Below are 23,950 nucleotides of genomic sequence, written 5' to 3' on the forward strand. Positions count from 1 at the left end.
TTGTGTATAAGTGAGAGGTACTAGAGGGACGAGGAGCTGGGGCATGCTTTCGCGGTGGGCTACTACGGCCCGTTCTGGGCGATGCGCGCCGCCTTCGGCCATATGAAAGAACGCGGCTGGGGCCGAGTCATCAACATGTGCAGCCTCAACGGCGTCAACGCACACATCGGATCCCTGGAGTACAACTCGGCCAAGGAGGCGTTGCGCACGCTGACCCGTACGGCCGCACGGGAATGGGCACCCACCGGGGTGACCGTCAACGCCATCTGCCCGGCGGCGAAAAGCCAAGCGTTCCTGGCAGTTGCGGCCCAGCATCCCGACATCGTGGCGGTCGCCGACGCCGCCAATCCGATGGGCCGAATGGGCGATCCGTACGACGACATCGCCCCGGTCGCGGTATTCCTGGCCAGCGAGGGCTCGCGATACCTCACCGGCAACACGCTTTTCGTCGACGGCGGCAGCCACATCAACGGGGTCGCGTGGGCGCCCGACCTGGGCTAGGGCCGACCGTCAACGCAGCGGCAGGCCCGTCAGCGCGCGGGCGATCACCAGTCGCTGAATCTCGCTGGTGCCCTCGAAGATCGTGAAGATCTTGGCGTCGCGGTGCATCCGCTCCACCGGGTAGTCACGGGTATAGCCGTTGCCGCCGAGGATCTGGATGGCCTCGTCGGTGACGTAGACCGCCGTCTCGCTGGCGTGCAGCTTGGCCATCGAGCCCTCCGCCGAGGCGAACGGCTTGTTGTTGCGCTGCATCCAGCCGGCCCGCCAGATCAGCAGCCGGGAGGCGTCGACACGGCTCTTCATATCGGCCAGCTTGAATCCGATAGCCTGGAAGTCGCCGATCTTGCGGCCGAATTGCTCACGCTCGCAGGCATATTCGAGGGCGTACTCGTAGGCGGCCCGGGCCACGCCCAGCGCCATCGCCCCGACGGCGGGGCGGGTGCGCTCGAACGTCGCCATCGCGGCCTGACCGGATGTGCGCTTTCCTTCCCGAGCCTTGGCGATTCGCTGTTCGAAACGCTCCCTGCCGCCCAGGATCAGATTGCCCGGCAGACGCACGTTGTCCAGCACCACCTCAGCGGTATGCGAGGCGCGAATACCGTGCTTCTTGAACTTCTGCCCCTGAGAGAACCCGGGGGTGTTCGGCGGAATGATGAAGGTGGCCTGGCCGCGGGTGCCGAGTTCGGGATGCACTGAGGCGACGACGATGTGGACGTTGGCGATGCCGCCGTTGGTGGCCCAGGTCTTGGTGCCGTCGAGCACCCATTCGTCGGTGGCCTGTTCGTAGCGGGCGCGGGTACGCACCGAGCCGACGTCGGAGCCGGCGCCCGGCTCAGAGGAGCAGAACGCAGCCAGCAGCGGATCCCCCGGCGTGCCGAACATCTCGGGCAGCCACTGCCCGATCTGCTCCGGTGTGCCATTGGCGGCCAATGCCGCCGCCGCCAATCCGGTGCCCAGAATCGACAGCCCGATGCCCGCGTCACCCCAGAACATCTCCTCGAACACGGTGAGCATGCCGATTCCGGAGGGCTCGGCCGACATCTCGGCGAACAGCTCGGGTGTGTAGAGGCCGACCTTGGCCGCCTCCTGGATCAGCGGCCAAGGGGTTTCCTCGCGCTCGTCCCATTCCGCGGCCGCGGGCCGGACCACGTCGGCGGCGAACTGGTGCACCCAGTCCCGGACATGGGCGACGTCTTCAGGCACATCAAGGGCGAAAGTCATGGCGGTCCAGCTCCGGATCAAGTCGTACCGCGTCGGCCGGCATCAGGTGACGACGACCCGACTGCGGTCGGCGGTAAATTTCGTATAGTGAACGACTGTACACCGAACTGAACCGAATTCCGCCTGCGACGTGCGTCACACGTGTGAGCCCAGGTCAGGCTGGCTGCGTGACGAAATCGATGAGTTCTTCGACCCGGCCGATCAGCGCCGGCTCCAGATCGGTCCAGTCCCGCACCGAGGCGCGGATGCGCTGCCAAGCCCTGGCGATATCGGCCTGATCCCGGTGGGGCCAGCCCAGCGCGTCGCAGATCCCGTGCTTCCATTCGACACCGCGCGGCACTGACGGCCACGCCTTCAGGCCCACACGCTCGGGTTTGACGCCCTGCCAGATGTCCACATACGGATGGCCGACCACCAGAGTGTGCTCACCGCCCGGTCCGCGCCGGACGGTCTCGGCGATTCGGGCCTCCTTCGACCCGGCCACCAGGTGATCGACCAGGACCCCGAGGCGCCGCCCCGGGGCGGGCCGGAACGACTCGACGATGCCGGCCAGGTCGTCGACGCCGCCGAGGTACTCCACGACCACCCCCTCGACCCGGAGGTCGTCGCCCCACACCTGCTCGACAAGTTCGGCGTCGTGGCGGCCCTCGACGTAGATCCGGCTGGCCAGCGCGACCTTGGCGCGTGCGTCGGCCACCTTCACCGAACCCGACTTCGTCCGTTGCGCCCCAGCCGGGGCCGAGCGGCGCAGGGGGGTCAGGATCACCGGCTTGCCCTCGAACAGAAAGCCGGGGCCGAGCGGGAACACCCGCCGCCGTCCCCTGCGGTCCTCCAATTCGACGCGGGAGCCTTCGACACCCACGACCGCGCCGACGAACCCCGACTGCGGGTCCTCGACGACCATTCCCAACTCCACGGCCCGTTCCGTCGAGCGGGGCTTGCGGGAGTTGTGCGGATTGTTGGCCAGTACATCGGCGCCATAGCGATCAGCCACCCGGCGATCGTAGGGGCCGTCACGCCGAATGGGCCCGTGGCGCGCGGCGCGCCGACATATCCTCCTGGTCAACACAGAAGGGCTCGATAGTGCTCAAAGTTGCAGTGCCGCCGGACTTGATGGGCGGCGACGTCGCCGAAGGTTACGGCAGAGTCGCCGATGCGTTCCGGGCGAACCTGGCCGCCGGCTCGGAAGTCGGCGCCGCCGTAGCCGTCTATCGGGACGGGGTCAAGGTCGTCGACCTGTGGGGCGGCTACCGCAACGGGCTGACGAAGGCGCCGTGGCAGCCCGACACCATGGTCAACATGTTCTCGACCACGAAGGGCGTCACGGCGCTGACGTTCGCGGTCGCGGTGTCCCGGGGCATGCTGTCCTACGACGCGAAAGTCGCCGACTATTGGCCGGAATTCGCCCACGCCGGCAAGGGCGACGTCACGGTCCGCCAACTGCTGGCGCACCAGGCCGGCCTGCCGGCCCTCACCCCCAAACCGACCCTTCGCGACGTCGCCGATCCCGAGCGGTTGGCCTCCATCCTGGCGGCACAGGCTCCGGCCTGGCCCGTCGGCGCCCGGCACGGCTATCACGCAATCACGTTGGGTTGGTATCAGTCCGAGCTGATTCGCCGCACCGACCCGGCGGGCCGCACGGTGGGCCGGTTCCTGGCCGAGGAGATCGCCGCGCCGCTCGGTCTGGATCTGCACATCGGCCTGCCGGCCGACATCGATCGCAATCGGGTAGCACTGCTGCACCAGTGGAAGCGGCCCGAAGTGTTCCTCCACCTCAAGGAGATGCCGGCCGGTTTCGCGGTGGCGGCACTCAACCCCGTAGGTCTGGCTGCCCGCAGCACCGGCGTCCCGGCCGACGTCAATCCCTGGGACGGCGCCTACAACCGCGATGACGTCCGCGCAGTCGAGATACCGTCGAGCAACGGGATCGGCACCGCCAGATCTGTTGCGCAGTACTACGGCACCGCCGCGACAGGCGGCGACCAGATCGGCCTGAGTGCCGATGTCGTGTCGGCACTGGCCGCGCCGGCCATCCCGCCCAGCGGGGGCCTACGGGACAAGGTGCTCAACGTCACCACCAACTTCGCGCTGGGCTTCGCAAAACCATTGCCGCAGTTCCGCTTCGGGTCCACCGACAAGGCTTTCGGCACACCGGGCTTCGGCGGTTCATTCGGGTTCGCCGATCCCGAGACCGGGATCGGATTCGCCTACGTGATGAACAAACTCGGATTCCACTTGTACAGCGATCCCCGCGAACTGGCCCTGCGGCAAGCGCTGATGCACGGCATTCTCGGGGCGCGCTCGCAGACGTGACGTCTGCGCGTCAGTCGGCCAGTGGCGTATAGACGACGATCTGAAACTCCGGCTGGTCCGACGGCCGCAGCTGATGGTGTTCGTATCGGACTGTGCCGAACTCCGGGTGGTGAAAGAGCCGCTCGCGCGATTCGAACCCCTCAATACTGTGGCGTTGCCACCCGGCCCGGAATGCGGGGCTGACATCCGACAGGCGCGCAACAAGATCCGCTAAGACGGGATCGCCCAGACGCGAGCCGATTTCGGCGCGGAACTCAGCCAGAAAGCGCTGACTGGTGAGCTCCCAGTCAGCGAGCAAAGCCCGCACCGCCGGATCGGTGAAGACCGCCCACAGCAGGTTGCGCTCGTTAGGGGCCGTCGTAGCGACGTTGGGGTAGAGACGTTCGTAGGCGTCATTCCAGCCGGCGATGCCCCACTCGGCCGTCAGCGCGTAGGCGGGATTGTCGCCGATCGCGTCGAGGAAACGCTGCAGGTGCGACGGCACCGTTGCCACTTCGTGGGACGGCGGGGCAGGCAACGGCGCGAACCCGGCGAGATTCAGCACGTAGCGATGCTCGGCCACCCCCAGGCGCAGGGTTCTGCCCACCGCGTCGAGAACCTGCCGGGAAGGGTTGATGTCGCGACCCTGCTCCAACCACGTGTACCAAGTCACGCTTACCCCGGAGAGGTAGGACACTTCCTCGCGACGCAGCCCAACCGTGCGGCCCCGCCCCGCTGGAGGCAGGCCGAATTCGGCGCGGACCACACGCTCGCGAACCGAGCGAAGGAAAGCACCCAGTTCGCCTCGACGATCCTCATCGGTGGGCACCGTCCAAGACTAGTACTGGCACTACTAGTGCCCAGAGCGTCTTCCCAGCGTGCCGGCTGAACCGGACAGTGAACTGATGATTCCGTTGCGCTCCCGCACCGTCACCCACGGCCGCAACATGGCCGGTGCCCGGGCGCTGCTGCGCGCCGCCGGCGTGGCCCGCGAGGACTTCGGTAAACCGATCGTGGCGGTGGCCAACAGCTTCACCGAGTTCGTCCCCGGACATACCCATTTACAGCCCGTCGGGCGCATCGTCTGCGAGGCGATCCACAGTGCCGGGGCGATCGCACGTGAATTCAACACCATCGCCGTCGACGACGGAATTGCCATGGGGCACAGTGGAATGCTCTACTCACTGCCGTCGCGCGATCTTATCGCCGATTCGGTGGAGTACATGGTGGAAGCACACCGAGCCGACGCACTGGTGTGTATCTCCAACTGCGACAAGATCACACCCGGAATGCTCATGGCCGCGCTGCGGATCAACGTGCCGACAGTGTTCGTCTCAGGCGGACCGATGGAGGGCGGCCGGGCCACCCTCGTCGATGGCCAGGTGCGCACCGGCCTGCACCTGATCGACCCGATGTCCGGCAGCGCCGATCCCACGATGTCGGATGCGGACCTGGCGCGCATCGAGGAAGCCGCCTGTCCGACGTGCGGCTCGTGCTCAGGGATGTTCACCGCGAATTCCATGAACTGTTTAGTGGAGGCACTGGGTCTGGCTCTGCCGGGCAACGGCTCGCTTCTGGCCACCCACACCGCCCGACGCGCCTTGTACGAGAAGGCGGGCGCTGCCGTGGTCGATCTCACCAACCGGTACTACGGCCACGGCGACGTCTCGGCACTGCCCCGAGCGATCGCGTCGGCTGAAGCGTTCGAGAACGCGATGGCGATGGATGTCGCGATGGGGGGCTCCACCAATACCGTGCTGCACCTGATGGCCGCGGCACACGAAGCCGGCCTCGACTTCTCCATCACCGCGGTGGATCAGATCTCCCGACGCATCCCCTGCCTGTGCAAGGTCGCCCCAAATGGCACGTACCTGATGGAAGACGTGCACCGCGCGGGTGGCATCCCCGCGATACTCGGCGAGTTGCATCGCGCGGGCTTGTTGGCGACAGACGTGCATACAGTCCACGCCGGCGGGCTCGACGAGTGGCTCGGCGAGTGGGACATCCGGGGCCACAGCGCTTCCCCCGAGGCAATGGAGTTGTTCCTGGCTGCACCGGGCGGACGCCGCACGACCGCGGGGTTCTCGCAGTCCGAGCGCTGGGAGAGTCTCGACGTGGACGCTGCCCGCGGATGCATCCGCGATGTCGCACATGCCTATTCACCCGATGGCGGACTGGCGATCCTGACCGGAAACCTCGCTCCCGACGGGTGTGTCGTCAAATCCGCGGGCCTCGAGCAGCACATGCTGACCTTCACCGGTCCCGCAGTCGTCGTCGAGTCGCAGGAGGAGGCAGTCGATGCCATTCTCGGCGGCGTCGTGAAGGCGGGGGACGTCGTCGTCGTCCGGTACGAGGGGCCGCGAGGTGGGCCCGGGATGCAGGAGATGCTCTATCCGACATCATTTTTGAAGGGTCGCGGTCTGGGCACGCGGTGCGCGCTTGTCACCGACGGGCGGTTCTCCGGCGGCACCTCTGGGCTGTCAATCGGCCATGTGTCACCAGAGGCGGCGGCAGGCGGCCCCATCGCGCTGGCCCGCAACGGGGACTTGATCTCTATCGACATCCCCTCCCGCACGATCACACTCGAGGTGGCGGACACCGAACTCGCAAGGCGGCGGGCCGAACTCGAAATATCCGGCGGGTATCGGCCGAAGGAACGTGACCGACCGGTCTCCGCAGCGTTGCGGGCATACGCCCTGCTGGCGACGTCGGCGAATCGCGGAGCGGCACGCGATGTCGATGCCGTCCGCCTAGCCTGAAGACAACGCTGGGCCTGGGCGCGTCAGAGCACCCAGCTCAGCTCAGCTCAGCTCAGCTCAGCTCTGCTGCTGGACGCTGGCCGACGACGAGGTGACCTCGTCGATGACGGTGTGGATGAAGCGCATCTTCTCCAGCACCGGCACCGGCAGCACGAACGGGTAGAGATCGTCCTTGCCCATCGACCGGTTCACCATGTTCAGCGCCCAGGCAAGCGGCAGCCACATCTCGATGATTGTGTCGAATCCACTGGGTCCCAGCTGTCTTCGATCGAACGTTGCGTTCGCGGGAGCGAAGCTGAATGCCGCGGCAGTGTCCAGGGTGTCGCGGATGTGCAGATAGTGCGCGAATGTCTCTGCCCAGTCCTCGGCCGGATGCATGGTGGCATAGGAGGAGACGTACTTCTTCTCCCATCTCGGCGGCGCGCCCTCGCTGTAGTGGCGATCCAGCGCGGCTTGGTAGTCGGCCTCGGGGTCGCCGAATAATTCGGTGAATCGCGGCAGGTACGCCGGCGACGTGCCGACCAGCCGGTAGAAGTAGTAGTGCCCGACCTCGTGACGGAAATGGCCGAGCAGGGTGCGATACGGCTCGTCCATCGAGGTGCGCAGCTGCTCGCGGTGTACGTCGTCGCCTTCGGCCAGATCGAGTGTGATCAGACCGTTGTCATGGCCGGTGAACACCTTCTCCTTGGCGCTGGACAACAGATCGAAGGCCAGTCCGTATTCCGGATCTTCGTCGCGGCCGACGATCGGCAGCTTCAGTTCGTGCAGCTCGGCGATCAGGCGCCGCTTGGCTCGCTCGGCCAGTGCGAACGCCGCCAATGCCTCGGTGTCGGTGTCGTTGGGCCTGGTTCGGGTGAGCCGGCACGACGCACACAACAATCGGACCGGCTCCACCTTGACCAGCCAGTTGCATTCGGCGAGATGAAGGTTGGCGCACAGTTGATAATCTGCGGCATCGACGGCCCCGCCATGCTCGCTGCCCTCGCCGGACGCGATCACGAGAAAAGCCTTGTCCTCCAGCGAGAATCCCAGCCTGCTTCCGCAGGACAGGCACACCGAGTTCTCGAAGGCCAGGTGCTGGCCGCAGTTGGGGCAGATGAAGTCACGCATGCAGCAAGCCCCCCTCGTACGGTGCGACATCCACCGAGACGTCGATGACGCTCTGCTCGGAGTCGGTGTAGATGATGCCGCGCAGCGGTGGGACGTCGGCATAGTCGCGCCCCCAGCCGACGGTGATGTAGCGCTCGTCGACCAGTTGGTCGTTGGTGGGATCCAGCCCGAGCCAATCATTTTGCGGTGTCCATACCGCGGCCCAGGCATGGGTGGCATCCACGCCGTACATTCGTTCCTTTCCCGGCGGCGGGTCCGTGGCGAGGTAGCCCGACACATAACTCGCCGCCAAACCGTTGGCACGCAGGCAGGCGATCGCCAGCCGGGCGAAGTCCTGACATACCCCTTCTCGCGCCAGCAAAACCTCGTTCACCTGTGTGGATACCGTGGTGGACCCGGACTTGTAGGTGAAGTCGGAGAAGATCCTGTTGTTGAGGTGGCGCAGGACCTCGATGATCGGGCGGCCGGGCTCGAAACTCGGTGCGGCGTAGTCGCGCACCGCATCGGTGATTTCGGCCGGACGCAGGTCGAGGGTGAACTCGGACGCCAACGCTCCGTTGTGGCCGACCGGCCGCACCGCTTCCCAGGGCGCCAGCGCCCAGCCCGCCTGGTACAGCTCGGCGGGCGGCGGATCGACCTCGACGACGGAGCGGCTCGTGACCGTCAGGGCGTGATGGCGTTCGGTGACGTGGAAGTAGGAGCTGATGTTGCCGTACACATCGCGGCTGGTGGATCGGTCCGCGGGCTCGGGATCGATCTCGAGTTCATAGGCCAGGCAGCGCTGCGCGGTGGTGTCGCGGGGGGTGAGGTGGCCGCGGCCGTAGGAACTGGTGACCACGTCGGAGTAGCCGTACTCGGTGCGGTGCGTGACGCGATAGGTACGGGTCATGGCATGACCCGCCGCTGGTCTGGTCCCCATAGCGGCTGCATGCCGCCGGGCAGCGACAGCTGCGCGCGGGTGATGACGTCGGAAAGCTCACGCAGCGTGCTGTGCACACCGCCCAGCAGCCCGTCGAGATTGGCCCGGCGGCCATCGTCGTTGGTGGCCTCGAGGTCGGCGGGGTCCAGCCGGCGCAGCCGCGTGCTGATCTTGTCGACCAGCCGCTCCGGCCGCGACGAGCCCGACGCACCTGGTAGCGCACGCAGGTTCAGCCGCAGCCGTTCCAGCTGGTAGACGAGCGATCTGGGGTTCTCCCCGTCGAACAGCACGAGGTCGGCCACAGCCGCCACACTAACCTTGCCCAGGTTGCGCCGGCGGTAGATCACCGCGGACTCACACACCACCAGTGCGGACTCGGTGATGGTCTGTTCGGCACCCGGGCTGCGGGCGGTGGTCAGCGTGGCGCGCAGCAGCGCCGACAGCGCCAAGCCCCGTTCGATCCGCTTGCCGATGTCCATCATCGTCCAGCCGGCGTCGTGCACCATCGACTCCGCGGCCACCCCGGACAGCGCCAGCATGCCGGCCAGCGTCTGCTGCTGCGCGGCGGCCAGCTGGGTGTCGTCGACCACCCGGGATCCGCGGTGCGGGCTGGGCGGGGTACCGGCCTGCTCGGCCAGTGCGCGCTCGACGGCGCCGAGCACCATCCAGGTGTCATTGGACATCTGATCGCGCACCGAGCGGGCGGCCAGCCCGAGTCGTTCGACGGACTGTGCCAGCGACCCGGCACGCTCCCGGTCGACGGTCAGCGACCACAGCGTGTGCTGGGCGGCCGCCACCGCATCGGCGTAGCTGCCGGCGGCGGCCGTGTCACTGCCGGTGAGCGTGCCCAGCGCTCCGAGCAGCACCGGCACACACTCGCTGCCCTCCATGTCCTGGCGATAGCGGTATTCGTGGTAGCGCTCGCGGGCCACGATCAGCAGCCGGGCCAGGTTCTCGGTCCGCTCGCCGTAGCGGCCCATCCAGAACAGGTCGGACAGTACCCGTGGCGAGCTGATGAACTGCGTGCCGCTCGGCAACTCCACCGAGGGGACGGTCTGCGTGTCCGCCCTCGCCCGGGTCGGTGGGCGCACCCAGATATCCTTGGCGGCAACAGTTTTCAATTTGTATGCGGCATTGCCGGGTGCCAGCACATAACCAAGGCCGCCAAACATGGGCGCGTACCCGCCGCGCTGCGCCACCGTGAACAGCCGCATGCCCACACTGGCCGCGGACAACCCGCCCGGGTAGTGATCGGTGGGGGCCGAGGAGAACTGCGGGAGTTCCTGGCCGACCCACTCCCAGGGGTGCGCCTCGATCCGGGCTGCGAGCTCGTCGCGCTGCGCCGTCGACAGCGCCGGACCCACGATGGTCTCCGCGCCGACGGTCGACTTGATCAGCAGTGTCTGCAGCCGCGCCAGGAGATGCGACCGCTCCCGCTCGAACCCGCCCCAGTAGAACTGCGGGGTGTCCAGCAGCAGCTTCTCCCCCACCAGCCGGTCGGCGAGCTGAGGCAGAAAACGTTGTAGCCCAGGGCTTTCCAGGATCCCGGCACCGAGGGTGTTGACAACTGTCACCGCGCCGCGCCGCTGCACCTCGACCAGGCCCACCACGCCCAGCCGGGAATCGGGCCGCAGATCCAGCGGGTCGACGTAGTCGGCGTCGACCCGGCGCAGCACCACGTCGACCCGTTTCAACGTGCCCAGCGAACGCATCCAGAGCTTGCCCTCGCGCACCACCAGGTCGGCGCTCTCGACCAGCGGGAAGCCCAGTACCGACGCCAGATACGCCTGATCGAACGCGGTCTCGGAGTGGATGCCCGGGCTGAGCACCACGACCACCGGGTCCTCGGCGGCTTCGGGCGCGACCTCGATGAGCGCAAGCCGCAGCGCTTGGGCGAACGGCGACGCCGGCCGCGGGCCGATGCGCTCGTAGACGTCGGGCACCGCGTGGGCCACCACCCGCCGGTCGGCCAGCGCGTAGCCGGCCCCCGACGGGGCCTGCGCCCAGTCGGCGTTGACCACGAACCGCCCGTGCGCGGCCCGGCTCACGTCGCAGCCGAGCATGAACAGCTGATGCCGGCCCGGGTTGTCGATGCCGCGGGCGGCCCGGATGTAGCCGGGGTGGCCGAACAGCAGTTGCGGCGGCAATATCCCGCTGGTGATCGCTCGGCGCTCGCCGTAGAGGTCGGCCAGTACCGCGTCGAGGATCCGGGACCGTTGCAGCACACCGGCTTCCAGCGTCTCCCAGTCCGAGGCCGAGAGCACCAGCGGTATTCCGTCGAGATGCCACGGGCCGGGCATCGCAATACCCTGGCCGTTGGTGACGGTCTCCCCGTTACGGTCCAGCTCGATGTAGGTGATGCCGTCGTTGTCGACCAGTCCGCGCACCACGCCGCGCAGTCGTTCCAGGCCGGCGCGGCCGCGCTCGCCGATCTGATCAGCGAGTTCCTGCCACGACGGGCGGATGGTGCCGGTGGCGTCGACGAACTCGTCGTACCCGGTGCCTCCAAACGCTTCCGAGACGCCCGAGCCGGGCCGTAAGTCGTCGAACAGCGTGTCCTGGGCGCGGGCTGCCCGGTAGCCCGCCAGCAACCGGTCGGGGTCGTGGCTGGGGCGGCTCAGTCCAGAACCGGCGGCCGACAGCGACAACTGCCCACCTCCTGACTGAAGTACTCCTGCAAACTTACGAGAATGGCCCGCCCCGACCGCATTCGGGTCGGGGTGTACCCATCAGTTCTGCAGCACGGTACGCACCCGCCGCAGGTCGAGGATTCCCGGCGCACCGACGTCGGTGGATTGCCGTGCCTGCTTCTCGCGGATGTCGGCGACGTCGACCTTGCCGGGGGTGAACCCGGTGGCCTCGAAGCGCCTGCTGCGGCGTGACTCGGCCTCCACCGCGTTGACCGGCGGGCTGTCATAGGCCCGGCCGCCCGGATGGGAGACGTGGTACGTGCAGCCGCCACGCGAATTTCCGCCGGCGATGTCCACCAGCTCGAACCGCAGCGGGCCGTCGACGGTGATCGTGGGGTGCAGCGCGCTCGGCGGCTGCCACGCCCGGTATCGCACCCCGCCCACCTGGACGTCGGGGTTGTCGGTGGCCAGCAACGGGATCGGATAGCCGTTGCAGGTCAGCACGTGGCGCTGCCGGTCGGCACCGATGGCGCGGACCTGGATCCGCTCCACCGAGGAGTCGACGTAGCGGGCGGTGCCGGCCCCGGTCGACTCCTCACCCAGGGTGTTCCACGGTTCGATTGCACCGCGCAGCTCGATCTCCACGTGGTCGAAGACCGCGGTGCCCACGCGGGGGAAGCGGAACTCGGTGAACGGGTCCAGCCAGCTGGTGTCGAAGTTGATGTCGTGCGCCCGCAGGTCTGCGCACACATCGGCGATGTCGTGGATGATGTAGTGCGGCAACAGGTATCGGCCGTGCAGGTTAGCGCCGTGGCGGATCAGCGGCGCGCGTAGCGGTTGCTCCCAGAACCGGGCCACCAGCGCGCGCACCAGAAGTGACTGCACCATCGCCATCTGGAAGTGTGGCGGCATCTCGAACCCGCGAAGCTCCAGCAGGCCGAGCCGGCCGCGGGCGTTGTCGGGACTGTAGAGCTTGTCGATGCAGAACTCGGCACGGTGGGTGTTGCCGGTGATGTCGGTGAGCAGGTGGCGCAGGGCGCGATCGGTGACCCACGGAGCGAAGCTTGCGGAGCGACCATGATCGGGAGCGAAGCTTGCGGAGCGACCATGATCGGACTTCGCATCCCGCGGTCCCGCCGTCAGCCGGGCGATCTCGGCGAAGGCGATCTCGAGTTCGTACAGCGATTCCTGCCTGCCCTCATCCACCCGGGGGGCCTGCGACGTAGTGCCGATGAAGCGCCCCGCGAACAGATACGACAGCGCCGGATGACGCTGCCAGTACGTCAGCAGCGACACCAGCAGGTCCGGCCGGCGCAGCAGCGGTGAGTCCGCCGGGGTGATGCCCCCCAGAGTGATGTGGTTGCCGCCGCCGGTACCACCGTGGCTGCCGTCGACGTCGAACGTCTCGGTCGACAGCCGGGCCAGGCGGGCCTGCTCGTACAGGGTCTGCAGCTGGTCGCGCTGCTCGGCGAAGCTCTTGCTGGGCGCCACGTTGACCTCGATCACGCCGGGGTCCGGCGTGACCGACATGGATTCCAGCCGCGCGTCGACCGGCGGGCCGTAGCCCTCGATGACCACCGCGCAGCCGACCGCCGCCACCGCAGATTCCACCCGCGCGATCAGGTCGACGAAATGCTCCAGCTCGTCGGTGGGCGGCAGAAAGATGTACAGCAGGCCGTCGCGGATCTCAGCCACCAGCGCGGTGGTGGGTGCTTCGTCGGGATCCTCCACCGGCGCCTCGACGCTCTCCCGGGCGACGGGCAGCGAGCGTCTCCCGCTGGCGATCGGGTCGGCGGGCAGCGAGGGTCGCGGCGGTTGCCAGCTGATCGAACCCAGCGGCAACCGTAGACCGGCCGGCGAGTCACCCTCCAGCAGCACGACGCGGCCACGGCGAAGCCGCCAGTCGGCGCTGGCCCAACCGGCGTCGTCATCGCGGCGGTGCAGGGGTAGCAGATATGCGGCCGGATCGACCACCGATTCCTCGAGGCGGGCCAGCAGTTCGGCCCGGGCCGCCGGATTGTCGGCTTCCAGGTCCTCGTCAGGTTCGACGGGATCCCCGAACGGCAAGCGGACGGCCTGGGCCAGCCGGCTCAGCGCGTCCTCGTAGGCCGGCCGCACCTGGGTGGCCGGCAGCCCGAGGCCGTCGGCGATAACTGACAAGACCTGCTGGGCGGCTTCGGGTTTCACCTCGATGTACTCGGCGCCCCAGGGGTCGGCCAACAGCGCCGGATCATTCCACAACGGCTGGCCGTCGCGGCGCCAGTGGATTCCGATCTGCCAGCGCGGCAACGGTTCTCCGGGATACCACTTGCCCTGGTTGCGTTGGACCAGACCGCCCGGGGCCCACACCGCCTTGAGCCGCGCGGCCAGCGCCGAGGCGCGTTCTCGCTTGTGCGGACCGTCGGCGGCGGTAGTCCACTCCTCATCGACCTGGTTGTCCACCGAGACGAACGTCGGCTCGCCGCCGATGGTCAGCCGGACGTCGGCGTCGGTCAGCCGCTGGTCGATGCGGGCGCCGAGTGCGTTGATCGCGCCCCAGGCCGCGTCGGTGTAGGGCAACGTGACTCGCGGGTCCTCGTGGACGCGGGTGACGACGTTCGCGAAGTCCAGGGTGGCCTCAGCCACCCCGGTGGCGCCGGTGATCGGCGCAGCCGACGACGGGTGCGGGGTGGCCGCCAGCGGGATGTGTCCCTCCCCGGCGAACAGCCCGGAGGTCGGGTCAAGTCCGATCCAGCCGGCGCCGGGGATGTAGACCTCGGTCCAGGCATGCAGGTCGGTGAAGTCGGCTGCCGGCCCGGACGGTCCGTCGAGGGCCTCGACATCAGAGGACAACTGCACCAGATACCCCGACACGAACCGGGCGGCCAGGCCGAGCTCACGCAAGATCGACACCAACAGCCAGGCCGAGTCGCGGCAGGAGCCAATCCCGGTCTGGAGGGTGAAATCCGGGCTCTGCACCCCCGGTTCCATCCGCAGGCTGTAGCCGACGTCGCCGTTGACGGCGCGGTTGAGCGCCACCAGGAAGTCGATGGTGCGGGTGCCGGGCGCGACGACGAAATTGCGCACCCAGTTGTTCACCAGCTCACCGGGCCCCGACCCTTCGTCGGCTTCGTCGACGGGCCGCAGGTAGGGCTCGAGGTCGTCCTTGAGCGCCTTGGGGTAGACGAACGGGAACGTCTCGGCGAAATCCTCGATGAAGAAGTCGAAGGGGTTGATCACCTTCAGATCGGCGATCAGCCCGACCTTGATGGTCAGTTGCCGAGTGCGGGTCGGGAAGACCAGCCGGGCCAGGAAGTTACCGAAGGCGTCCTGTTGCCAGTTGACGAAGTGGTCGGCGGGCTCAACCTCCAGCGAGTAGGCCTCGATGGGCGTACGGGAGTGCGGTGCCGGCCGCAGTCGGACAACGTGCGGATGCACCTCCACCAACCGGTCGAAGGTGTAGCTGGTGCGGTGCTCCAGCGCCACTTTGATACCCATAGGCCGCTAATCCCATCACAAGCCGCGCAGACGTGCAGGGTGCGCACGTCAGGGGGCCGCCAACCCTCCCCCGCCACTGTATTTGGCCGACGCTGGCCCCTAAGGCTGGACGAACCCGAATCGCCGTCCACCGTTGGGAAGCTCGGTGGGGTTCGTGTCCTTGCTGGGCCCGGCCGGCGCGCTGGACGTGGCTGGAGCGCTGGACGTGGCCGGCGCGCTGTAATCAGGCGCCTGCGCAGGGACGTACGTCTGCGCAGGGGCGACCGGCTGCGTCGTCGGCGGCGGCTGAGTCGTGCTTGAGGGCTCAACCCTCGACGGCGCCGGGGTGACAGATATCGGCGGCGCAGCAGGAGGTCCGGCGGGCCAGGTACCGATCACGGGAATGCTCGAGCTCGTTGGCGAGGGCGAGGGCGAGGGCGAGACAGGCTTTACGTCGGGAATGCTCGGCTTGTACAACAACGTCGCGATCACCAAACCGAGGACCACGACGGCCAAGATTGTCATCACGATCCCGCGACGTGATGTGCGCCGCTTGAGTTTCTCGATCTTCGTCATCGGCCCCACAGGGGTAAGACCTTAGCCGGTTGTCCTTAGTGACCGGTGCCAGCCGAGCGCCCGCGACCTGGGAGCCGCACCGCGAGTACTGGGACCCGGCGCCAGGGGGCGAGACCGAGGATGATCGCGCCTCTAACGACGTCGTTGGCGCCCTAGTTGCGTAAGCCCGGGCCGTCGCCGCTGGTCGTACTATGCGGTTCCGGATTCGCAGCGCCCGAAGCAACCAGCCAGCCGCGCCCCCGGCGAAGGTAGCGCTGCTTGACCAGTTGTGCGGCGAACCCGTAGGCAGCCGTAACCACGAACACCCACAACCAGTACGCCCCAGGTGGGCTCGTCAGCTGAAGTCCGGGCGCCAGTGAGCTGAACGTCAGCAGCACACCGACCACCGCCGCCATCACCGCACCCATCACGACGACCGGCGCAGGACGCGCATCCCGCCACGGTAAACCGGGCGTCCGCAGGACGAGAACGATCAGCAGCTGGGTGAGCAGACCCTCGACGAACCAGCCGGTCTGAAACAGCGCCGGATGGGTGCCCGCCCGGAACACCCACCACAGAACCGCGAACGTTGCGATGTCGAACACCGAGCTCAGCACCCCGAAGCGGGTCATGAATCCAACCAGGCCGCGCGAATCCCAGCGCTGTGGAGAAAGGAGCGCGTGGCGGTCGACGCGGTCCCACGGCAGCGTCAGCTGCGCGGTGTCGTACAGCAGGTTCTGGATCATCAGTTGGATCGGCATCATCGGCAGGAATGGCAACAAGACGCTGGCCAACAGCACCGAGAGGACATTGCCGAAATTCGAGCTGGCGGTGATCTTGACGTACTTCATCGTGTTCGTCAGCGTCCGCCGGCCTTCGATCACCCCGCGGGCCACCACTGCCAGATCCGGATCGAGCAAGATCAGGTCCGCGGCGCGCTTGGTGACGTCCGTGGCGCTGTCCACCGCGATGCCCGCGTCGGCGATCCGCAACGCCCCGACATCGTTTACTCCGTCACCCAGAAACCCCACCGCCTGTCCTGCACCCCGAAGTGCCGAGACGATGCGCGTCTTGTGTTCGGGCGCCAGTTCAGCGAAGACCTGGGACCGTTGAACAACTCCGCGCAACGTCTCATCATCGAGTTCGTCGATCTGAGCACCCGACAACGTCATCTCGGTCTTCAGACCGATCTGGTCGGCAACCCGTAGCGCGATCGCCGCGTTGTCTCCCGTCAGCATCTTGACTGCGACGCTGTGCTCATCGAGGAGCCGGATGGCATGCGCGGCACTGTCGCGGACTGGATCGACGAACCCGACGAATCCGACCAATACCAGATCGCGCTCGTCAGTCTCGTCGTACCGGTCCAACCGGGCCGGCCCCGAACGAACCGCGACAGCCAGGAGCCTCATGCCCTGGCCATGGATGCCGTCGATCAGGTGACGTGCGCGAGCAGCTGCTAGTTCATCCAAATCCCCTGTGTGACCACCGATTCGGACGCCACTGCATCGCGGCAGAACCTCTCTGGGATCTCCTTTGCAGATCAGGATGTGCTCACCAGCTTGGCGAGAGATCACGACACTGGAGCGAGCCCGGGCGTGGTCGAAACCGATTTCGTCGACCTTGTCGTACACCGCGTCGGCCAGCGCCTCCAGTTCCGACTCGACCGCCATCTCGGCGATCGCGTCGTCCAGCCGGTTGTGCGGTCCGTCCTGGAAATGCACTGCGAGACCGGCGAGTTCGGTGACGGCGTCGTCCAAGCAGCCAGTAACGTCAACACTCTGCGAATAAACAATGCGGTCTTCGGTCAACGTCCCGGTCTTGTCGACGCAGAGGACATCGATGGCTCCGAGATCTTGAATGACGTTGAGCCGGCGCACCACTACCTTGTGTCGCGCCAGTTTCGTTGCCCCCCGGGCAAGGTTGGTCGTCAAGATCACCGGAAGCATCTCGGGGGTGAGCCCGACGGCAACCGCCAACGCGAACATCGCCGCCCGGGCCCAATCGCCCGACATGGTCCCGTTGACCACCAACACGATAGGAGCCAACACCATCATGAACCGCACGAGAGTCCAGCCGACGCCGCGCACGCCGCGGTCGAAACTCGATTCCGGCCTGCGATGCTCGGCAACTCGGGCGGCCGAGCCGACACTGCTATCGGCTCCGGTGGCGATCACCACCGAGGTGGCGGTGCCTGCCACCACAGCCGTCCCTGACAAGCACAGACAGTCGGCGTTCAACAGCAACGGGGGTCGCTGATCCGATGTCGGCTGCGCGGTCTTGGCCACGGGCAGTGACTCGCCGCTGAGCGACGCCTGGTCGACCACCAATCCCTGCGCCGTGACGATTCGTACGTCAGCGGCGACCACGTCACCGGGCCTCAATAGCAGCACATCCCCGGGAACAAGATCCTCGCTGGCGACTTCGCGTTCGCGGGGATCGCTACCGGCATCTGCGCGGCGACGGACCGTGGCGGTGCAGGCGACCAAACGCTGCAGTGCGTTAGCTGCCCGGACCGACCTGGATTGTTGCCATATCCGCAACCCAACCGCGAGGGTGACCATCACCCCCACCGTCGTCGCCCCGCGGGGGTCGCCGACGACGACGAACACACCGCCGAGGGCGGCCAACAACAGCACAAAAGGACTGCGAACTGCGTCCCACGCGCGAGCGCCGAACCCATTCGTCGGTTCGTGCAGCGGCGCGATGTTCGACCCGAAACGGGTGACCCGGGATGCCGCCTCGGCCTCGGTCAGCCCACGGGGAGACGAGTCGAGCCGCTGGAAAAGCGCCAGGGTCGGAAGTTCGGCCCATTGCCGCAGTCCCGTCTCAACAACGTCCACTCCGTACCTCCCGAGCGCGTTCGTCGATTCACACCGTGATCAGTACACCCGATTCACACCGTGATCAGTACACCCAGAGTGCACCGCACCGTCAAACGCTTGCACAACCTTCCAGCGCCAGTACGCTTGCAACGCAACTGAGAGGACCGTACGTGCCGAAACCGCCGCCCACCGCCAAGACTCTGCCGGCAGAGATGCTGCAAGACACCGCATCCATGTTCGGGCTTCTTTCGGCTTCGGTCCGGCTGCATATCCTCTGGCTGCTGGCCGATGGTGAGCAGGACGTGACCAGTCTCGCCGCCGCCTGCGGACAAAGCGTCGCGACGGTCAGCCACCACCTGGGCAAGCTGAAGCTGGCCGGCCTGGTCGACGTGCGTCGACACGGCCGCCGGCATGTCTACGTCGCGACCGAGCCGCATGTCATCGAGGTTGTGGTCCTCGCGATAAATACGCGCCTAGCCCAGAAGAAGCCGCGAACCCGACGGCGCGCGTTCGGCTCGTGAGAGCAGGGCTAGATCAGCCGTTGTCCGTCAGGGACATTGGCCGTTGTTGACGCATCCTGCCGCCGCCGTCGCCTTATAGGTCGGTGAGGCCGCCGAGGTCGCCATGGTTGTCGCCGGAGCGGCGGCGGTGACCGTCGCGCCCGTGCTCATGTTGGTCGGATTGAGGTTCATCGCCGGCACCGTAGGAGATACGTACGACGTTCCCGTGGCCGAATCACCAGAGCCTCCCGCGACCGGCTGCGAATTCGAATCATCTTCGAACCCAAGCATTATCGTCGCCGCAACGATTGCAGACAAGCCAAGCAGTGCGGCGAGCGATTTTGTCGATCCAAGACTCATGTGTCAGTTCTCCCGAGTTCACGCCAGATAGTGGCCGCACTGATCCCCTTGCCTTGGAGGTCATCCCACACAAGGCACTAGGCGGGCTGCCCATCGTCGGGCGCCCCTCGTTGGTATCCCAGTCGCACACCTTAGTCAAACGTATATACAAGTATCTGACAGAATTCGAAGCAAACTCCCAACAAACGGATCGGCGACGGAATCAGCTGTGCAACTCTGCGCGAGCAGATTCAATCGTCCAATTGCACTGTTTATCAACATATTTCCGCTGGGTTCGCGCCAACCGGAAGACCCGCAGCAACGTCACTGCCCAACCGAATGGCACTTGGCGAGTGGGTGTTTCACGCCCATTCAGACAGCGATCAATCAGCCGTCTACAGCAAGATCCACAGCTTCTATTAATCAGAAGCTAACTATTGGGCCGCAAAATTGGTCGAATGCGATCAGGTGACCCCCAACCTCTGAAACTACGCCGCCGCCAGTCTTCGCCGGATGCCTCAGGTCGACAGGGGCTTGGCAATTGCTCAGGCAAGCGCGTTCTGTTCGCCATCGGTATCCCGTCAGCGGTGGCAGTTGCGGCAGCAATGGGCACCGGGGTCGCCGAAGCAGGTTCACCCACTGTCGTCGGCCAGACATACAGTGCCGCCCAAACCGCGCTCAGTTCCGCCGGATATGCGGTTGTCGTGTCGACGACAGTCGGCGATCAGTTGTCATGGCCGAACTGCATCGTCACGCACCAACAGGATCGCACCAAGCCGCCTGAGGCGAACTCCAGCGCATCGCCGGTCAACCAGACACTGCTGTCGCTCAACTGTGAAGCCGCAGTGGCTTCGGCGACGTCACCCGGCAATTCGCTGGGTAGTCCCGAGGGTCGCGCTGCGGCTGCCGCCGCGGCATCGTCGTCAGCGGCGGCCGCGGCATCTGCGTCCGCGGCACCCGCCACCTAGGCGCGCCAACGCCCCCTGCTGCCGCCGGATAGTGCGAGAATCGCGCTGTGACATGGCGCGAATCGCGGTGGCTCCCCGACCAGCTGCGGCCGTGGCTGGCCAACCGCTGGGTGAAGGCCGCACTCGTAATCGCGGTCTTCGCCGTCCTCGGGGTCATCTTCATGCTGACCTCAGACCGCAAAGACTCCGCGTACTGGGCCGGCTACACCGACGGGCAGCGCTGGGTGGACGCAGGCGGCTACGCCGCACACGAAGAGACGATCACGGCGTACTGCGCCGACCGGGCCACCCATCAGACCGCGAACTATCAACGTGGCTGTGTGGACGGCGCCCACAACGCCATGAAGTGAAAGCTCCTGGCTAGGCCTGCGATTCGACCTTGATCGGCTCGGTGTTCGACGTCTGCGGCGTCGGCCACGGGCTGGGCACCGGGCGGGGACGCACCCGCTGCGGCCACCAGAACCAGCGACCCAACAGCGCCGCTATCGAGGGTGTCATGAACGACCGGATCACCAGGGTGTCGACCAACAGGCCCATACCGATGGTGGTACCGACCTGCGCCAGGATCGTCAGCTCACTGAACGCCATGGCCGCCATGGTCACCGCGAACACCAGTCCGGCCGAGGTGACCACCGAACCACTACCGCCCATCGCCCGGATGATGCCGGTGCGCAGGCCCGCCGGGATCTCCTCCTTGAGGCGGGCCACCAGCAGCAGGTTGTAGTCCGAACCGACCGCCAGCAGGATGATGACCGCCATGATCAGCACCATCCAGTGCAATGGCCGGCCGATCAGGTCCTGCCAGATCAGCACCGACAAGCCGAATGACGTGCCCAGAGACAACACCACCGTGCCCACGATCACCGCGGAGGCCACCACGGCCCGCGTGATGATCAGCATGATGACGAAGATCAGGCACAGCGCGGCCACGCCGGCGATCATGATGTCGTAGTCGGCGCTGTCCTGCATGTCTTTGAAGCTGGCTGCGGTGCCGGCGAGATAGAGCTTGGAGCCCTCGAGCGGGGTGCCCTTGATGGCCTCGAACGCCGCGTTCTTGATCGGGTCGACGTGGGTGAGGCCTTCCGGCGACATCGGATCACCCTCGTGAGAGATGATGAACCGCACCGCTTTTCCGTCCGGTGACAAGAACATCTTCATACCGCGCTTGAAGTCCGGATTGTCGAACGCCTCGGGCGGAAGGTAGAACGAGTCGTCGTTCTTGGAGTCGTCGAACGCCTTGCCCATCGCGCTCTGGTTGTCCTGCATGGCCGCCATCTGGTCCTGCTGGCCGGCCTGGGTGCTCTCCATGGTCAGCTGCATGGTCCGCATCGACTTCATCGTGTCGATCATCGGCGGCATCAACATGCGCATCTGAGCGGTGAGCAGGTCCAGCTTGTGCAGGTCGGGCACCAGGGTCTGGAAGTCGTCGGTCATCGTGTCGATGCCGTCGAGGGTGTCGAACACCGACCTGATAGACCAGCACATCGGGATGTCGTAGCAGTGCGGTTCCCAGTAGAGATAATTACGGATCGGCCGGAAGAAATCGTCGAAGTTGGCGATGTTGTCGCGCAGCGTCTGGATGTCGGCCAGCGTCAGATCCATCTTGGTGACCATGCTGTGGGTGACCGCGTTGAGCTGCCCCAGCAGGTCATACATCTGCGTCATAGTGTTGATGGAGACGTTCATGTCGTCGCCCATCTTCAGCAGGTCCTTCATGCGGTCCTGCATGTAGGACCGGTTCAGCGACTGCGTGGTGCCCTGCATGCCCAGCAGGAACGGGATCGAGCTGTGCTCGATCGGGGTGCCCAGCGGCCGGGTGATGGTCTGCACCCGCCCGATGCCCGGCGTGTGGAAGATGGCCTTGGCCACGCGGTCGATGACCAGGAAGTCCGCGGAGTTACGCAGATCGTGGTCGCTCTGCAGCATCAGCAGCTCGGGGCTCAGACGAGCCTCCGGGAAGTGCCGCTCGGCGGCGGCGAAACCTTCACTGGCCGGGATGTCCGGCGGCAGGTAGTGCCGGTCGTTGTAATCCGTGCGGTAGCCGGGCAGCGCCAGCAGCCCGATCAGGCAGACGAAGGTCGTCGCGACCAGGATGGGCCCGGGCCATCGCACGACGGCCGTGCCGATGCGGCGCCAGAATCGTTCGCGCGACGCCCGTTTGGGCTCCAGCCGTCCGAAGCGGCTGGCCACCGTGACGACGGAGGGGCCAAGCGTCATCGCGGCGGCAACCACCACCAGCATGCCGACGAACAGCGGGATGCCCATGGAGCTGAACATCGGGCTGCGGGTGAAGTGCAGGCAGAACAGCGCACCGGCGATGGTCAGGCCCGACCCGACGATCACGTGGCCGGTGCCGTGATACATCTCGTAGTAGGCCGCCTCGGTAGTGGCGCCCTTACTTCGAGCCTCCTGATAGCGGCCGAACAGGAAGATCACATAGTCGGTGCCGGCGGCGATCGCCACCATGACGAGCAGGTTCACCGCGAACGTCGATAGCCCGATCAGGTGGTGATACCCCAGGAAGGCCACCACACCGCGGGCCGCAGCCAGTTCGAGGAACACCATGAACAGCGCCAGCAGCACGGTGACGATCGAGCGGTAGACGAACAGCAGCATCACGGTGATGACACCGAACGTCAGGCCGGTGATGATCTTGAGGCTTCGGTCACCGGCGATGTGGGTGTCGTTGATCAGCGCCGCAGACCCGGTCACGTAGGTCTTGAGCCCGGGCGGCGTGGGCACGCTGTCGACGATCTTCTTGACGGCCTCGACCGACTCGTTGGCCAGTCCCTCGCCCATGTTGCCGGCCAGATAGGCCTGCACGTAGGCGGATTTGCCGTCGGAGCTCTGCGAGCCCGCCGCGGTCAGCGGGTCACTCCAGAAGTCCTGGATGTGCTCGACGTGTGTCTTGTCGGCGTTGAGCTTCTTGATGACCTCGTCGTAGTACTGGTGCGCCGCGTCGCCCAGCGGCTGGTCGCTCTCCAGCACGATCATCACCGAGGTGTTCGACTTGAACTCCTGGAACGTCGAGCCGATCGTGCTCATCGCGACGGACGAGGGCGCGTCCATCGCCGACATCGGCACCGACTGCTGCTGGCCGACCACCTCGACCTGCGGCACCACGATATTGGTGATGACGGTGAGCGCCAGCCAACCCAGGATGATCGGAACGGACAGCCAGCGAACCCACTGCGCGATGTGCGGGCGCTTGCCGTGCTCGTCGGATTGCGGCTTGTCTTTTTTGTTCAGTGTGATCATGCGGACTTGACCAGGCAGAAGGTCTGGGCGTTCACCCCGGTCGAGGTTTTTTCGTCCTTGAGTTCGCCGTTGACCGTGATCCGGCAGCTGATGTTGTCACTGTCGCCCTGGGCGACGATGTTGGCCGAGGCCGCCGGCGCGGTGGTCGTCAAGGTGAGAGACCACGGAAGGGTGACGTCCCGGACGATCTGCGGCGTGGCGTCGAGGTCGAGGTAGTTGATGGTCGCGACGGTTCCCGGCGGCCCGTAGATCTCGTACACGACGGTCTTCGGGTTGAACGGCTTGGTGTCGTTGGCCAGCCCACTGCCGGGGCGGGTGGTTTCCGTCTTGCCGAACACACCGTGCAGGCGGTAGACGCCGAATCCGGCGATCGCGACCACGATGACGATGACGACGGGCAGCCACACTCTGCGCAAGAGATGCAACGGTCCCCCGCGCCGTTTGGCGCGTCGCCCGCCGGGCTGCGTCTCCTGCTGACCTGGGCCGGCCTGGGCGTCGCCGGATGCCGACGCACCGGAGGTGGTGTAGGTCTGGCTCTCCAAGGTCACGACCCGCCCCCCTTCTGGCCTTGCAGTTCAGCCTGTCGATTAACCGCGGCTGCATTTAGCACCGCTACATAG

At 66.5% G+C, this 23,950-nt stretch carries 17 protein-coding genes and 1 pseudogene; 7 read left to right on the forward strand and 11 right to left on the reverse strand.

What is annotated here, in order from left to right:
• Positions 1 to 27: 27 nt before the first annotated feature.
• Positions 28 to 501: pseudogene (locus CG716_RS00005) on the forward strand (SDR family NAD(P)-dependent oxidoreductase); the annotation flags it as partial.
• Positions 502 to 510: 9 nt separating this feature from the next.
• Here CG716_RS00005 and CG716_RS00010 read toward each other — a convergent pair.
• The gene (locus tag CG716_RS00010; RefSeq protein ID WP_094475337.1) at positions 511 to 1,722 is read right to left on the reverse strand and encodes an acyl-CoA dehydrogenase family protein; all 1,212 of its coding nucleotides are present in this window, start codon (positions 1,720 to 1,722) and stop codon (positions 511 to 513) included.
• A 154-nt stretch (positions 1,723 to 1,876) separates the two neighbouring features.
• Complete coding sequence (locus CG716_RS00015) at positions 1,877 to 2,716, reverse strand: DUF3097 domain-containing protein (protein ID WP_094475338.1); 840 nt, start codon at positions 2,714 to 2,716, stop codon at positions 1,877 to 1,879.
• An 86-nt stretch (positions 2,717 to 2,802) separates the two neighbouring features.
• On the opposite strand from CG716_RS00015, the gene CG716_RS00020 reads away from it, so the two are divergent.
• The gene (locus CG716_RS00020; RefSeq protein ID WP_094475886.1) at positions 2,803 to 4,035 is read left to right on the forward strand and encodes a serine hydrolase domain-containing protein; all 1,233 of its coding nucleotides are present in this window, start codon (positions 2,803 to 2,805) and stop codon (positions 4,033 to 4,035) included.
• Between the two features lie 10 nt (positions 4,036 to 4,045).
• Here CG716_RS00020 and CG716_RS00025 read toward each other — a convergent pair whose 3' ends face one another.
• Positions 4,046 to 4,843 carry a helix-turn-helix transcriptional regulator gene (locus tag CG716_RS00025; protein WP_094475339.1) on the reverse strand — a complete coding sequence of 266 codons (798 nt, stop codon included), beginning with the start codon at positions 4,841 to 4,843 and terminating at the stop codon, positions 4,046 to 4,048.
• Between the two features lie 76 nt (positions 4,844 to 4,919).
• On the opposite strand from CG716_RS00025, the gene ilvD reads away from it, so the two are divergent.
• Positions 4,920 to 6,773, forward strand: coding sequence for a dihydroxy-acid dehydratase (gene ilvD / locus CG716_RS00030; RefSeq protein WP_094475888.1), 1,854 nt, complete (start codon positions 4,920 to 4,922; stop codon positions 6,771 to 6,773).
• Between the two features lie 57 nt (positions 6,774 to 6,830).
• Here the strand turns inward: ilvD and CG716_RS00035 are convergent, their stop codons facing one another.
• From CG716_RS00035 to CG716_RS00050, 4 genes are all read right to left on the reverse strand, one after another.
• Positions 6,831 to 7,883, reverse strand: a complete 1,053-nt coding sequence (locus CG716_RS00035; protein ID WP_094475340.1) for a zinc-binding metallopeptidase family protein — start codon at positions 7,881 to 7,883, stop codon at positions 6,831 to 6,833.
• Entirely contained in the window at positions 7,876 to 8,772 is an 897-nt protein-coding gene (locus tag CG716_RS00040) for a transglutaminase family protein (RefSeq protein WP_207760540.1), read from the reverse strand. Before CG716_RS00040 ends, CG716_RS00035 begins: the two co-directional genes overlap by 8 nt.
• Positions 8,769 to 11,450: a circularly permuted type 2 ATP-grasp protein gene (locus CG716_RS00045; protein WP_094475342.1), complete on the reverse strand. Its 2,682-nt coding sequence runs from the start codon at positions 11,448 to 11,450 to the stop codon at positions 8,769 to 8,771. The genes CG716_RS00040 and CG716_RS00045 overlap by 4 nt, the downstream gene beginning before the upstream one ends.
• A gap of 81 nt (positions 11,451 to 11,531) precedes the next feature.
• The gene (locus tag CG716_RS00050; RefSeq protein WP_094475343.1) at positions 11,532 to 14,909 is read right to left on the reverse strand and encodes a transglutaminase family protein; all 3,378 of its coding nucleotides are present in this window, start codon (positions 14,907 to 14,909) and stop codon (positions 11,532 to 11,534) included.
• Between the two features lie 292 nt (positions 14,910 to 15,201).
• Between CG716_RS00050 and CG716_RS00055 the strand changes: the two genes are divergently transcribed.
• The gene (locus tag CG716_RS00055; RefSeq protein WP_094475344.1) at positions 15,202 to 15,489 is read left to right on the forward strand and encodes a hypothetical protein; all 288 of its coding nucleotides are present in this window, start codon (positions 15,202 to 15,204) and stop codon (positions 15,487 to 15,489) included.
• Between the two features lie 127 nt (positions 15,490 to 15,616).
• Here CG716_RS00055 and mgtA read toward each other — a convergent pair whose 3' ends face one another.
• Complete coding sequence (gene mgtA, locus CG716_RS00060) at positions 15,617 to 18,283, reverse strand: magnesium-translocating P-type ATPase (protein ID WP_094475345.1); 2,667 nt, start codon at positions 18,281 to 18,283, stop codon at positions 15,617 to 15,619.
• 152 nt (positions 18,284 to 18,435) lie between these two features.
• On the opposite strand from mgtA, the gene CG716_RS00065 reads away from it, so the two are divergent.
• Entirely contained in the window at positions 18,436 to 18,786 is a 351-nt protein-coding gene (locus CG716_RS00065; RefSeq protein ID WP_234817643.1) for an ArsR/SmtB family transcription factor, read from the forward strand.
• Positions 18,787 to 18,813: 27 nt separating this feature from the next.
• Here the strand turns inward: CG716_RS00065 and CG716_RS29805 are convergent, their stop codons facing one another.
• A complete protein-coding gene (locus tag CG716_RS29805; RefSeq protein ID WP_133066835.1) occupies positions 18,814 to 19,125 on the reverse strand; it encodes a hypothetical protein in 312 nt (103 codons plus the stop codon).
• 566 nt (positions 19,126 to 19,691) lie between these two features.
• Between CG716_RS29805 and CG716_RS00070 the strand changes: the two genes are divergently transcribed.
• Together CG716_RS00070 and CG716_RS00075 are read left to right on the forward strand one after the other, a co-directional pair.
• A complete protein-coding gene (locus CG716_RS00070; RefSeq protein ID WP_234817644.1) occupies positions 19,692 to 20,072 on the forward strand; it encodes a hypothetical protein in 381 nt (126 codons plus the stop codon).
• Positions 20,073 to 20,119: 47 nt separating this feature from the next.
• On the forward strand, positions 20,120 to 20,422 hold the full coding sequence (locus tag CG716_RS00075) for a hypothetical protein (protein ID WP_094475346.1): 303 nt from the start codon (positions 20,120 to 20,122) through the stop codon (positions 20,420 to 20,422).
• Positions 20,423 to 20,432: 10 nt separating this feature from the next.
• On the opposite strand, the gene CG716_RS00080 is transcribed toward CG716_RS00075, so the two are convergent.
• Together CG716_RS00080 and CG716_RS00085 are read right to left on the reverse strand one after the other, a co-directional pair.
• A complete protein-coding gene (locus CG716_RS00080; protein ID WP_094475347.1) occupies positions 20,433 to 23,330 on the reverse strand; it encodes an MMPL/RND family transporter in 2,898 nt (965 codons plus the stop codon).
• Positions 23,327 to 23,755, reverse strand: a complete 429-nt coding sequence (locus CG716_RS00085; protein ID WP_094475894.1) for an MmpS family transport accessory protein — start codon at positions 23,753 to 23,755, stop codon at positions 23,327 to 23,329. The genes CG716_RS00080 and CG716_RS00085 overlap by 4 nt, the downstream gene beginning before the upstream one ends.
• Positions 23,756 to 23,950: the final 195 nt, after the last annotated feature.

Source organism: Mycolicibacterium sphagni (genome assembly GCF_002250655.1).
Taxonomy (GTDB): Bacteria; Actinomycetota; Actinomycetes; order Mycobacteriales; family Mycobacteriaceae; genus Mycobacterium; species Mycobacterium sphagni.

Excerpts from the sequence above, each read along its gene's own strand:
- CG716_RS00010 (WP_094475337.1), bottom strand. The coding sequence starts at position 1,722 with ATGACTTTCGCCCTTGATGTGCCTGAAGACGTCGCCCATGTCCGGGAC.
- ilvD (WP_094475888.1), top strand. The coding sequence starts at position 4,920 with ATGATTCCGTTGCGCTCCCGCACCGTCACCCACGGCCGCAACATGGCC.
- CG716_RS00035 (WP_094475340.1), bottom strand. The coding sequence starts at position 7,883 with ATGCGTGACTTCATCTGCCCCAACTGCGGCCAGCACCTGGCCTTCGAG.
- CG716_RS00040 (WP_207760540.1), bottom strand. The coding sequence starts at position 8,772 with ATGACCCGTACCTATCGCGTCACGCACCGCACCGAGTACGGCTACTCC.
- CG716_RS00050 (WP_094475343.1), bottom strand. The coding sequence starts at position 14,909 with ATGGGTATCAAAGTGGCGCTGGAGCACCGCACCAGCTACACCTTCGAC.
- CG716_RS29805 (WP_133066835.1), bottom strand. The coding sequence starts at position 19,125 with ATGAGTCTTGGATCGACAAAATCGCTCGCCGCACTGCTTGGCTTGTCT.
- CG716_RS00080 (WP_094475347.1), bottom strand. The coding sequence starts at position 23,330 with ATGATCACACTGAACAAAAAAGACAAGCCGCAATCCGACGAGCACGGC.